Genomic DNA, 14,062 nt, shown 5'->3' on the forward strand with positions numbered 1-14,062 from the left:
TCTAATATTTTAATTAAAAAATGTGGGGATTCCCGAATACTGATTTTTTGTAAAAGTCAAATGATTCTCTTTCTCATTATCTGCATGTTCATTTCTTTGATATCTCCCAAGACCCTGAACTCGTAAACTTAAATTTTCCATTTGCACAGCATCTAATTGTAATGCATTCGGTGAATTTTTCACTATTCCAACTCCATGACCCAAGATTTCATGTGCAGCAGTAGATACTAAATTTAATTTTCTATTCATAATTGTATTAGTTTTCGTATCTAATAGTCCTAAAGGGTTTTGTGAATCCATAACAATAACAGTCAATGTTCCTCCTTTATTATCCAGTGCAGTTATAGCACCACCTGATAACGCATCTACTCTTTCACCTGTATTCTGTCCCATAAAACCAATAGCAGTTTTTGTTTGGGAAAATTTACTTAATTTATCTTTTCGTTTAACAGTTTCAACTCTATGTATATCATTAGAATTAATTGTTTGGGCATATGCTCTTGCTAATATCGCTGCTTCTCTATCAACTCCTTCCATTGCCTTATTCAAATCACTATTACTTATTTTTTGAAATCCGTTACCACTAGTTTTAAACAACTTACGAAGCTTTCTGTTTTTACCTTTAAAATTTTTTCTAATTAACCTCCTTGTTCTTCTAGCATCTTTCTTAGTTAGACCTGCAATACTATCCCCTTTAATATCTATATACCTTATTGGATTATTCGCAGCATATGCATATGATGATAGGTTTTGATATTTTTCTGCAAACCTATCAATCTTATTAAACCTTCCCAAAGCAGGGTCATAATCCCTCCATCCATAAGAATATGTGTCTTTCCCTAATTCTTCTTCAAGTTCCTTTCCATTATATTTATATTTACTTGCCATAGAGTTACTGTTTGAAGATACGACGACATTGTAGCCTTTATGTTTCAAGCCAAAGGGATAGTAGTTGTTTTCTTCTAATATCTCTAAAGCGCCTGTAGTGACACTTACATGGTCTACATAAAAAGAGGTAAGTGAACTTGTATTGGTATTGTCCTTATCTATGCGTAAGGTTAATTTATTGGCTGCATTTACAGTGTACGTATATACATGCGTTCCCGTTTGCAGGTTGCTATCTATAGTATTCCAACTCAAATGGTTGCCATTAGCATCTAACTCCTGGAAATATAACCTAACACTAGATTGGGTCGTCCCTTTGTCGAACTCTAATGTAATATCCAGTACATCTCCTGGCGCTACCGTTAAATCTGGTAGCTCATTTTTAATCCCTTCAAATTGATTGTCTACATCAACTCGTAGAGTACCATTGGTAAGTTCTGAGGTGACCACGCCATTATGAACCCATCCATTATAACTATTGGTAAGATCACTATCTAAAATATCTTGATAACTGTCATTAGGATCTGAGTAACTCAATCTAATATTACCTAAATGGTCTTTATATTGGTAAACATACTCATAACTTACACCATTAGGTTCTACATAACCTTCTGGATGTGAAAAGAACTTAAGTACACTATTTTCATAAATGTAGTTACCAGCATATTCGGTAGTAGTAATATTGCCATTATCGTCAACCACTTTTTTCAATTTTAGACCTGTTGCATCATAAATATAGTCAATTTTTTCTGTATTAGAATAATTAACTTTTACCTGAGTTGGCAGATTAAGATGATTATAACTAATCAACGGAATGCTTTTATTTCTATCTTTTACCATATTACCATTATCGTCATACTCATAGTCTACAGATCCTGTATATCCATCTATAAAGCCTTCGGTTTGTTGGTTACCAATTAAATCTTTAACTCTTAATAATTGATTCCCTGTATAGGTGTAAATAAGATTGTCAAAAACTGCTGTTTCTCCTGTGCGTTGTAATGATTTTATATTTCCGTTTTTATCATACTGCAAACCGTTAAGGTGATACCCATTTGCTTGTGCATAACCACTACCTGTATCTATAGCCATGTTTCCAGACAAAATTCTATTAAGCGCATCATACTCATAGGCATATCCTCTTGTTGTTGCTATAGGATCATTGGCCGTTTTCCAAATCGTTTCACTTATATTACCATTAAAGAGCTTTTCATTACTTAAACCCAACTCTAGTGTATTGTAATTAATTTTAAAGCTAAACAAATCATTGCCAATAGCATCAGGATTATTAATATGTGTTAACCAACCGCGTATATTATAATTATAAGCAATGCTTTGTAGTGGTGTTGCTTCTTCATTGCCTACATCTTTATTTCGCAATTGCCCTAGTTCATCATAAGTGTTTTTTACAATAAGCTCTTCTGGTTCGCCTGTAATTTGTTGTTTGTGTGTGAGTAATCTATTGGCATGGTCATAGGTAAATCTATCGGTTACCACTATGGCTGCATTACTCCCTTTTGTATGTGTACTCTCTGTTTTTGTTACAATGCTTGTAAAGTCTAATTCAGATTTGATAACATCTTCTGTATTGAGATATGTGTTTTCACTACCTACATAAATAGGCTGAGCTTTATCATCATAATAGCTAACCGTTGTAATCCAATCGCTATTATCCAAGACACGCACCATACTTCCTGTAGGCAATGATTTGGTATTGCTTGTGACCTGCTCTCCAAATACGGTTCCTGGATTTGAAAACGCATTAGTTAAACTTGCATTATAGGTGTCGTAATAATTAATACTGTGCAAGCTTAGATTTGTCGTTGGATATACATTATTTGAATAATACACAGTGATACCATCTATCGTTGATGTACTTGATCCATCTACTGAAGACGAGCTCGCATTAATGGTAGATTGTATAGCTGAACGTGAGATGTTTTTACTATAAATACCAGTGTAAGCCACACGATCAAATGCATCATACTTTGTGAATAACCACTCTGGTGTAGACTTTGCTCGTTGTAAAGCATCTTGGGTTAACATTGGTCTATCCAACTTGTCATACACAATATACTCCCAACCTTTTTGTGGTATTTTCTTTTCTACCAATCGGTTTCGTTGATCATAACGATACTGATAACATAAATCCTCTAATACAGAATTAGATATTAAATATGTTGGTAAACTAGCCACTATACTTTCATTTATTGTACTTGTATTACCACTTCCTGCTAAAAATAAATAACCATCCTGTATAGATACTGTATAATTACCGCCTAAAATAGTACCTATAACCATGTCTGGTATGGTTTGACTTAATTGGAATATGGCGCCTTGCTTAAGATAAATACTCGTACTAAAACCCATATTAAAATCTACCGTTATCGTATTTGCCGTAGCATCAACAATAACATCAACATCTCCATCTCCTCCAGCAATCAAGTTGCCTTTTTTATCCAGAGGAACGAAACTTTTATAATCCTCAATATCTGTAAATGTGGTTGCAGCAAATACTTTTGTTAGTAAATCATTCCCTTTTGGTGATAATACATAAGTTAGATTTCCAAAGTCATCATAGACATATTGTGTATCGTGCTTAATACCATCGGAATCATAGCTGCGTTTTAATATCACCTGACCCATTGAGTTGGTAAACTCCTCTGTGGTATGCGCCTCTGGATGTGTTTGATTAGGATACCAATTCTCATCTTTAGTAATCGTTTTATATAGCTCACCTAACTCACTATATTCCCCATCGTAATACAACTGTGGCTCCTCGGTATTAAGAGTTGGAAAAATCACACTGTATTTAGCGATCTTCTCACTATTTAACTGGTAATCAAACTTGATGGTGTGATTAGTGGATTCTGGTTTGAGAACATCAACATTTACTGATGTAGGAATCGCATATGTAAAGTTTCCAATAACACCATCTACCTTTACCTTTGGATTGGTAGATGTAATTTCTAAGTAACCATCATTAATCTCAACGTGGTAGGGGATTAGAGCATTGTTTGTGTCTTTTAACTGACCTAAATAGATATCGTCCAAAACATGCGTTCCCGAATTGATATATACGAGATGTCCTACTCTAACAGGATGCGTTTCATTATTTCCCCAACTCGTATTAATATCTAATGTAAGTTGGTTTGACAGGATACTAAAATCTCCAACATCACTATACGTATAGTCAAAATCATAATTATTTAAAGGCACTATATGTCCATCTTTAAGCATCTCACGAAGAATCTCTACGTCCATATCATCTACAATGTTTTCAATACTTGTATTGACTGTGATATAAGACACATTGTTTTCATCATATTTCCAGTCGTTTCCTGGTGCAGCTTGCTCAATAACCCTATTTAGTGGTGAGGCATCAAAAGTCTTTTCTGAATAGGCATTGATCTCATTAAGTCCAATTCTATCCTCAATATAGTTATCATGATAATATTGCTCAAGATCCTGTAATAGGGTTGTAGGATCTCTAAAGTTAAGATTAGCTGTACCAACCACTTGATTAGGATTAGCATAAGGTAGATATTCCATTGTTTGACGACCAAAATCATCATAGACACTTGGCACCATAATATCTTGTTTATTTCCGCCTGCTTGCTTAGTGATTGCTTGTATTGGTCTACCTAAGCCATCAAGATAAGTAATGCTCTCCATTTTTTGATCACTATTAACCGTTCCTGTAGTGGTTTCCACCTTAAAACCTGTAGTTTTTACATAGCTTGGTAATCCATAATAATATTCATTTTCACTTAAAATATAACCTGAAGCATCTTTAACACGATATAAACGATAGAAATCGTCATATTCATAAGACATTTCATATCCTCTTGCATCCTCGGTATTCGTAACACCAATCATTGGATTATAATCATAGAACATCCACTGTGCGCTGCTTACTAAAGTTTTTAAATCGCTTTTTTGAGTAGAACTCAATCCTGTACCACCTAAATTAAAATTAGTTCCCAACACACTTTCTATAGTTGCATAAGTGGTGTTTACTGCTTTTGCAACTGGGAATGATTTATCGTAACCCCATATATAACTCATATGTATTCCGGATGCCTTACTGACCTCAAGAGGATTTCCATAGGTATCATAGTTATGAAATTCAATTCTCTTTTCGGGACTATCATTACCTTTTGCTGTTTTTACCTGAGATGGCAGAGGCAATCCATTAAATAGTCCATAAACCGTATTGGTCTCTGAGGTTTTTATATTATTCCTATAAGTCTGTGTTTCTAAAACTGTATTAATCATATTTGCGTTTTCCATAGCATTCTTTACAGTGCCTGGAGTACTGCCGTAGCTTATACCTACAGGATAATAAAAGTTAGTTTTATATTCAACATCTAATCCATTTTCCTTAAATGATGATATTTGTTCACTCACTTGATAGTTTGTAGGCTCATATGTAAAGGATTGTAGAGACTCTTTAATAGATTGCGTCCCATTATCACCATAAAAGTACTCTTTTGATTGTGTGTCTTTTAGTTGAATTCTTGAATAGTATAAGTCTTTTATCCAATAATTAACAGGAACATTATAGGCCACTACATTGGGTATATTATCTGTTACACAATTATCAAAGTTACTAGCACTACTGGTATCCATTCCTGGTCCTGGATTATCTGGAAAATGATCTAAATAGGCTTTATATGTTTGATAAATCTGTGTCCATGCGCATGAAGGATCATCTACAGTAAATATATAATGTCCTTGCTTTATCTTAATTGGGTCATGGTAGCTGTTTTTGGTCTCTTTTAAGATCAAACCAGATTTGTCATAAACCCGTTGAGATACTAATAATCCATGCAGGTAAGACTGATCTTCATTTGGAAAAAATGGCCATCCATAATTTAATCGCTCCGTAGGATGGTCTGCCGGAGTTGTATATTGGTATACTGTCCTACCATTAAAATCTATAGTACTATTTATTCCTGGCTCTTCACCATTGGTCTCATAAACATTAACGTTTCTGTAACCTACATAGTTACCCTTTGTCATAGAGACATAGGCGCTATTAAGATATTCTTTAACCGAATAATTAAAATTAGCATCAAAAGTCCCTACATACATATTGTTTCCACCAGAACCATCAAATTGATTAAATAGGTGGGATTTAGTAATTATATACTCCTTATAATTTGTTAAAAAACCATCAATCACACCACTGGAAATAGGCTTTTTAACAAGTGGAATTGAATCTGAAAACTTAGAATTCTCGTTATAATCGTAATTGATTCTCTTCTTTACACTATCATCACTATCGAGAAAGCTTATGGACTTAATTCGCAATCCACCTCCATAGATTACCTTATCTGTTGCTAATTTGTAACTTTTATAATAAAGTGTTCCTCCCGCTTCTATAAGTGGTTGGTTACTGCCTGGAAGTGTTAAATTAACATAGGTCAAACGGTAATCTCCAGGTTCTAGAGATTGTGTCCTTCTCTGTAAAAAAGAAAAGACATCTACTTCATTAAAGTTACCGTTGCCATCATCTTTTTCTAAAGCGATTCGAATATTTTCTAAATATTCATCTACTGGATCTTCTATATAACCAGTACCATTATCGGTTCCCACTGCTCCATTAGCATTTTGATAATCAATATCTGGAATAAACTCTACGACCTGTTGATCGGTTATTGTAAAAGTACTGCTCGTAATTATCGATTGCGGCGAACTATCATTATTATTAAAATAAATTTGTGCATTAGATGAGTTAGAGCCTAGGTTCCAGTTGTCTGGATTATACATTTTAAACTCGGCATCTGTAAAAGGGCGTGAACCTCGGTGAGAAAATGTATTGGACTCGAAATTAAACTCCTTCTTCCCTCCTGTTGGATACGTTATAGACTCTAAAACACCTGTAGTCACGGCATCTTTATCTGCACTTCGATCTGGTAATGCGTAAACAATAGGTGAATTAGCAGGATCTGCAACCTTGTAGTAACCCCAAAGATCTCTATTTCCATCTAGACCAACACCGTTGTTATTAGCTATACTTGGCAATAAGTGTTTATCCTTATATGCAAAGTCATAAGTATGGAAATCTTGGCTACTCGTGTTAGGAAAATATTCTTTAACGCTTTCTAAAAACAGTCGGTTTCCTTGAACAATAGTTCCATAAATTAGATCAAAGCTTTTATAATCTGCGCCATTTTGATCTAAAATCTCTATCTCTTCTAGCACCTTACCAGAATTGTTCAAATATTCTGGATGAGCACCACTACCCAATAAAAAATTAACTTGAGATCCGTCTCGATTAAATACAATCGAACTAAGCTTTTTAGAACTCACCTCTATGGTTGTAGCTGTTGCTGTTCGCTTTGGTAAAGCAACAGAAGCATTATAATCTTGATATTGGTTGGCAGTGGTTCCTACTTCTCCCAAGAAAAATTCAAGAGAGAGTGGGTTACCTTGAAAATATGCATCAACACTCCTAATTGTATGCTCTGTAAATGATATAGGTGTCGAAAATTCCTCAAGGACATTTTGGTAGCTATAGGTAGCCAACAATTCGTTATTAGTTGCTCTAATCTCTCTTACTTTCCATGCTGAAACATGCGTTGTTTGAGAAGAGGAAATCCCTGTATTAGTATCATTTTGCAAAATACTTTCAGAACCCGTTACATTTGTATTGGTTTCGGTAACATCCAAGATATAATTAACACCATTAGTATCTGTAATCGTGAACGATGTTATTGCATAAGTTGTATTATTATACGTTGGTATTACTTTAAGATTACTATCGTTACTAAGCATTTTTACTTCTAAAGTATTACCTACCCTAAGCATAATAAATCTTGCAGAGCTTCCTAATAAGCTTAGTTGGTATAAATCTGGTTCTTTATCATAGGCGCCATCACTAATTAAAAAACCACCATAGTTATCATATTGAATACCATTGTGGCTCCCACTTCCTTTTCCTGATGAATTCCATAAAAAATTTTGTAACTCTACATCTTGAATACGATTAGTAAATGATTGATCAAAATTGATATTCGAAAAATTATTGTGATGAATTCCTACTTCGTCTTTATTTACTGGGTTGTCAGTTCTCATCGCTTCATCTCTAATACCTCTAACCGTTCGCGAAATGACAATCTCTCCATCTAAGGACCAGCCTGTACCTGTCCATCCAGAACGCTCATCCAAACGAAGCCCAAGTGTATTATATCTAAGTACTATAGGTATCGTTACATTTGACCCAATAGATTTACTATATATTGGAAATTGAATATTGGGTTGACCCGAATAATAATCTACTGGCACTTCTTCAAAATGCATTAGACTGGAAACAGTTGGAGATGGTGGAATCACTTCTGGTAATTCTTGTCCGTAAGACACGAGGGACATCATAACTGCACATACAGTTATAATGCGTACTGCAAAATTTTTCATTGAGATACTAAGTTTTATTGTTAATGGATTTTCAAAACCTTATGAAGACCATAATCTGGTTTTGATAGCTAATTATCACTTACTAAATATAGCAACTATTAGAGTTGTAACAGCGGTTTTTTACTTACGATATAGGCGTGCTTACCTCCCTATTTGTAATGTTTTAAGTTTAAAAAATCATATAAAGAATATGACTCATCAACATAAAAGCCATGACTCTCATCATGGCTTTTATTTTACCTATTAGCACAAGCGTAGACGCTTGCGCTAGCGAGGGGATTCAAATTCTTAGGTTTCTTTTTTGTTTTCAAAATCATTTCGCCAGCAAGCTCCCGACAATTTTGAAAACAAAAAAGCCGAAACTTTCGTTTCGGCTTTTCATCTGTACTGAAGACGGGACTTGAACCCGTACGTCCTAATGGACATTGGATTTTAAGTCCAACGTGTCTACCAATTCCACCACTTCAGCTTGGTATATTTTTAGGTTTAGAGCGAAAGACGGGATTTGAACCCGCGACCCTCACCTTGGCAAGGTGATGCTCTACCCCTGAGCTACTTTCGCATTATAGCAATTATTTAAATGAACGTTTTGTTGTAATTGCGAGCGCAAATTTAAGACTTTTCTTAGAAATGCAAAGCCTTTTATAGAAAAAAATACACTTTTTTTATGCGCGCTTCTTTTTCAGCAACATACGTTTAATTTCATTGAGTTTCATCAATGCCTCAACAGGAGTAAGGGTATCAATATCTGTATTGACAATCTCCTCTTTAATTTGCTCCAATAAGGGATCATCTAGATTAAAGAAACTCAATTGCATCTCATTATCCAACGTTTTTACCTTATCAGTCAATTCTTCACTTGAATGTGATTTTTCAAGCTGTTTTAATATCTTATTAGCACGATGAATTACTTGTTGTGGCATTCCTGCCATCTTGGCAACATGAATTCCAAAACTATGCTCGCTACCACCTTCTACAAGCTTTCTCAAAAACAAAACGTTATCTTTTAATTCTTTTACGGCAACGTTAAAATTTTTAATACGTTCGAAAGTCTCTGACATTTCATTGAGTTCATGATAATGTGTTGCAAATAAAGTTTTCGCTTTGCTTGGATGTTCATGCAAATACTCACTTATGGCCCAAGCAATAGAAATCCCGTCATAGGTACTTGTACCACGCCCAATTTCATCTAATAACACTAAACTTCTATCTGATATGTTATTTAAGATAGAAGCTGTTTCATTCATTTCTACCATAAATGTCGATTCGCCCATCGAGATATTATCACTAGCACCTACTCTTGTAAAGATCTTATCTGTTAATCCAAGTGTTGCTATTTCCGCAGGAACAAAACTTCCCATTTGTGCTAGTAAAACTATTAAAGCTGTTTGACGCAAAATAGCCGATTTACCCGACATATTAGGTCCCGTAATCATTATAATTTGCTGTTGTTCCCTATCAAGATAAACATCATTTGCAATGTAAGGTTCCCCATGTGGCAATTGTTTTTCAATCACAGGATGTCTTCCATTTTTGATGTCTAATTCATAGCCTTCTGTGAGAATTGGTCTTGTATACTTATTTTCGATGGCTAATTGGGCAAAACCAGTAAGGCAATCTAATTGTGCAATTAATGCTGAGTTTTTCTGAACCGGTTTAATAAACTGTCCAATCCAATGCACTAGCTCGGTAAATAGCTGCTGTTCTATAGCCAAAATACGTTCTTCGGCACCTAGAATTTTTGTTTCGTATTCTTTGAGTTCTTCAGTAATATAGCGTTCTGCGCTTACCAGTGTTTGCTTTCTAATCCATTCCTCTGGAACCTTATCCTTATGTGTATGACGCACTTCAATATAATACCCAAATACATTATTAGACGCTATTTTGAGTGAGGTAATTCCGGTTCGTTCGCTTTCACGCTCCAGCATTTTGTCGAGGTAATCTTTCCCTGAAGCCGAAAGGTCTCGGAGTTCTTTGAGTTCAGAAGAAAAATCAGAAGAAATCGTTTTTCCTTTTAAGATATTAACAGGAGCTTCTTCATTTAGAGTGGCTTTGATACGTTCTCGAAGTTCGTCACAGGCATCCATTTGCTCACCTAAATACTGTAAAGCTTTATTGTCTGTTTGAATAGCCAAAGCTTGAATAGGCACGATAGCTTCTAAAGCATTTTTAAGTTGAATAACCTCACGAGGTGTGATTTTAGCAGTGGCCACTTTTGAAATAAGACGCTCAATATCACCAATCTGCTTTAATTGATGTTGAATCTTTTGCAGTAATTCCGAATCGTTTTTTATAAACTCAACTACATCATGACGCTTATTAATTCCTTCTTTATCAACAAGAGGTAATGCTAACCAGCGCTTGAGTAAGCGACCTCCCATTGGAGAAATGGTCTTATCAATAACATCAACAAGAGTTACGGCATTCTGATTGGTAGAATGATATAACTCTAAGTTTTTAATTGTGAAACGGTCCATCCAAACATGCTCTCCTTTTGCCAAACGTTGGATCGCTGTGATATGCTGTAATTTATGATGTTGTGTTTCGCCTAAATAATGCAAGACAGCTCCTGATGATACAATACCTTCATATAAATCATCAATTCCAAAACCTTTTAACGATTTTGTATTGAAATGCTTTAGTAAGGTTTCATTAGCATAGTCATCTTGAAACACCCAATCCTCAAGATAGAAGGCATGAAAATCATGTCCAAAAGTCTCATTATACTTTTTTCGATTTGGTTTTGACACCAACACTTCGCTAGGTCTAAAGTTTTGGAGTAGCTTGTCAACATATTCTTCATTTCCTTGGGAGATGAAAAATTCGCCTGTAGATACATCAAGAAATGATATGCCTACAGCTTTTATTCCGAAGAACACAGCAGCCAAAAAATTGTTGCTTTTCGAATGTAAAATATCATCATTAAGCGCTACACCTGGGGTCACTAACTCTGTAACACCACGTTTTACAATCGTTTTTGTTTGTTTTGGATCTTCTAGTTGATCGCAAATTGCCACACGCTCTCCAGCTTTGACCAATTTTGGTAAATACGTGTTTAATGAATGATGTGGAAATCCAGCTAATTCGGTTTCTGTTTCACTACCAGCACCTCGTTTGGTTAAAATGATATCGAGAATTTTAGAAGCTCGGACAGCATCTTGACCAAAGGTTTCATAAAAATCACCAACTCTAAATAATAACAACGCATCAGGGTACTTTGCCTTGATGGTATTATATTGTTTCATTAACGGTGTTTCCTTTTTTGCTTTTTTAGCCAATGGTTTTATCTTTTTTAAATAGTATTTTTGTCAAAACTCTAAGACTGCTAAAGTACTTATAATTTGAAGTTTTATAAAGCTCAATAACCAGAAGTTATTTACAAAAAGCGTAAGATTTTAACATGCGAAAACTAAAAAATAGCGAACTCGACCGATTGAACGTCGACGAATTTAAACAAGCCCCAAAAACACCGCTTATCATTATCCTTGATAATATTAGGAGTTTGAATAATATTGGCTCTGTATTTCGTACGAGCGATGCTTTTTTAGTTGAAAAGATTTACCTCTGCGGAATTACGGCTACACCTCCACATAACGACATTAGAAAAACCGCTTTGGGAAGTACCGAAACTGTAGAATGGGAGTATATTGAAAACACACTAGATATTGTTGATAAACTAAAATCTGAAAATATCAAGGTGGTTTCAATTGAACAAGCTGAAGAGGCGACTATGCTTAACGATTTCCAACCTGAAATAGATCAAACTTACGCACTTGTTTTTGGTAATGAAGTAAAAGGAGTCACTCAAGAGGTTGTAGATGCTAGTGATTTGGTAATTGAAATCCCGCAGTTTGGCACAAAGCATTCTTTAAATATCTCCGTTAGTTGCGGTGTTGTGGTTTGGGATGTGTTTAGTAAACTCTTAAACCCCTAAAATAATTGACTAAAAAATCTAAAAAACCTTGGCCAACAAAAGCTGTCATGAATCAGATTTATGAACAACATCTTTGGGGCGGAAAGCATATTGATTTTTATTCGGGAGAAGGTTCTCATGACCCAGAAATCGTAGAACCATACTTAGAAGCCATAGTTTCCTTTCTAAAATCTCACAACAATGCGTTAACGGTTTGTGATTTAGGGTGTGGCGATTTCAATATAGGAAAACAACTAACCCAATTCACAAATAGATATATCGCTATTGATATTGTTGAAGACCTCATAAAAAGAAACAAAACTAAGTTTAAAGAAGATTATCTTGAATTTCATTGTTTAGATGCTGCGAAAGATCAACTACCACTTACAGATTGCATTATAATACGACAAGTACTTCAACATTTATCAAATGCAGAAATTCAAACCATAACTAAAAAATTAAGGCACTATAAATACATTGTTTTAACTGAACACATTCCAACAGGAAGATTCACACCAAATAAAGATATTATTTCGGGACAAGGGATTCGATTAAAACATAACAGCGGTGTTGACTTATTAAAAGCTCCTTTTAACTTAAAAGTTGTAAGGCAGTCTGTTTTGAATACAATTGTTTTGAACGAAAACAGAAGTCAAATCGTAACAAGACTATTCATTACAAATCTCACCCAACAACCATAAATAATCATCACGACTATTTACAAAGTCTTTATCCGAAATATCAATGATTTTTACATTGAGTTCTGTTTGCTTTTTTAAGAAGTCTAAATACCCAGAATTGATCTTTTCTAAATATTCATCATCAATATTTTGTTCGTAATCACGACCACGCTTTTTAATATTGTCTTGTAATCGTTCTGTATTTTGGTACAAATAGACGTATAACTCCGGTTTTGCAATGTCTTTATACATCAAGTAAAAGAGCTTTCGATAAAGTTTAAACTCATCTTCTGGTAAGGTGATTTTAGAAAAAATAAGTGACTTATAAATGTCATAGTCACTCACTATAAAATCCTTAAACAAGTCTAATTGAGATAAATCGTCACTTATTTGTTGGTAACGATCGGCTAGAAATGACATTTCTAGTGTAAACGCATAACGCTGTGGCTCTTCGTAAAATTTAGGCAAGAACGGGTTATCAGCAAAACGTTCTAAAATTAACTTCGCATTAAAATCATTGGAGATCTGATGAGCTAAACTTGTTTTTCCAGCACCAATATTTCCTTCAATCGCGATGTAGTTATAACTTGAAAAATTAAATTGCTTCGATGGGTTCTTCAGCCAAATCTTGATGTCTTCAATTTCTGTTTCATCTTCACATTCCAACAATAGTTCTTCAGTAGTTTTTTTCAAAAGCGGATGTTCAAATTTTGATGCAATATCCTTTAATGGTTGCAATACAAACTGTCTGTTCTGCAGTTCTGGGTGCGGAACTATCAATTCGTTATTATTGATTATCTCAGCATTGAAAAACAAAATATCCAAATCTATGGTCCTTGATTCATAAGTAGTTGACTGCCTATTGTCACGTCCTAGCTTTTTTTCTATAAGCTGCAATTTTTCCAAAATCGCTTCCGAAGAAAAAGACGTTTGAATAGCAATACACGTATTTAAAAAATCGTCTCCTTCAAAGCCAAACGCAGGTGTATTGTACACTTTTGCAATGCTATTAACCTTACCAATCTCAGTAAAAATTAAATTCACGGCATCCTGCAGATATTTTAATCTGTCGCCTTTATTACTCCCAAGAGCGATGTAAACGTGGTTAGTAGAATTCATATTGAATTGTCAAAATAATGAAAAGAAAATCACTTTGACGTAT

At 34.7% G+C, this 14,062-nt stretch carries 5 protein-coding genes and 2 tRNA genes; 2 read left to right on the plus strand and 5 right to left on the minus strand.

Features of this window, described 5'->3' with window-relative positions:
• Window positions 1-9: 9 nt before the first annotated feature.
• The 4 genes from KWG70_RS00085 to mutS all read right to left on the minus strand — a co-directional run bounded on the left by KWG70_RS00085 (window position 10) and on the right by mutS (window position 11,585).
• Entirely contained in the window at window positions 10-8,307 is an 8,298-nt protein-coding gene (locus tag KWG70_RS00085; protein ID WP_230933950.1) for a DUF6443 domain-containing protein, read from the minus strand.
• Between the two features lie 385 nt (window positions 8,308-8,692).
• Window positions 8,693-8,776, minus strand: a tRNA-Leu gene (locus KWG70_RS00090).
• Window positions 8,777-8,797: 21 nt separating this feature from the next.
• Window positions 8,798-8,869: transfer RNA gene (locus KWG70_RS00095), tRNA-Gly, on the minus strand.
• A gap of 103 nt (window positions 8,870-8,972) precedes the next feature.
• Complete coding sequence (gene mutS / locus KWG70_RS00100; protein WP_230933951.1) at window positions 8,973-11,585, minus strand: DNA mismatch repair protein MutS; 2,613 nt, start codon at window positions 11,583-11,585, stop codon at window positions 8,973-8,975.
• 122 nt (window positions 11,586-11,707) lie between these two features.
• On the opposite strand from mutS, the gene KWG70_RS00105 reads away from it, so the two are divergent.
• Window positions 11,708-12,241, plus strand: coding sequence for an RNA methyltransferase (locus KWG70_RS00105; RefSeq protein WP_230933952.1), 534 nt, complete (start codon window positions 11,708-11,710; stop codon window positions 12,239-12,241).
• A 47-nt stretch (window positions 12,242-12,288) separates the two neighbouring features.
• On the plus strand, window positions 12,289-12,921 hold the full coding sequence (locus tag KWG70_RS00110) for a class I SAM-dependent methyltransferase (RefSeq protein WP_230933953.1): 633 nt from the start codon (window positions 12,289-12,291) through the stop codon (window positions 12,919-12,921).
• Here KWG70_RS00110 and folK read toward each other — a convergent pair.
• Entirely contained in the window at window positions 12,889-14,019 is a 1,131-nt protein-coding gene (gene folK / locus KWG70_RS00115) for a 2-amino-4-hydroxy-6-hydroxymethyldihydropteridine diphosphokinase (protein WP_230933954.1), read from the minus strand. The two genes, KWG70_RS00110 and folK, sit on opposite strands and share 33 nt — an antisense overlap.
• Between the last annotated feature and the right edge of the window lie 43 nt (window positions 14,020-14,062).

It is taken from the genome of Psychroserpens luteolus (assembly GCF_021032705.1).
In the GTDB taxonomy this organism is placed as follows: domain Bacteria; phylum Bacteroidota; class Bacteroidia; order Flavobacteriales; family Flavobacteriaceae; genus Psychroserpens; species Psychroserpens luteolus.

Excerpts from the sequence above, each read along its gene's own strand:
- KWG70_RS00085 (WP_230933950.1), bottom strand. The coding sequence starts at position 8,307 with ATGAAAAATTTTGCAGTACGCATTATAACTGTATGTGCAGTTATGATG.
- KWG70_RS00105 (WP_230933952.1), top strand. The coding sequence starts at position 11,708 with ATGCGAAAACTAAAAAATAGCGAACTCGACCGATTGAACGTCGACGAA.
- KWG70_RS00110 (WP_230933953.1), top strand. The coding sequence starts at position 12,289 with ATGAATCAGATTTATGAACAACATCTTTGGGGCGGAAAGCATATTGAT.
- folK (WP_230933954.1), bottom strand. The coding sequence starts at position 14,019 with ATGAATTCTACTAACCACGTTTACATCGCTCTTGGGAGTAATAAAGGC.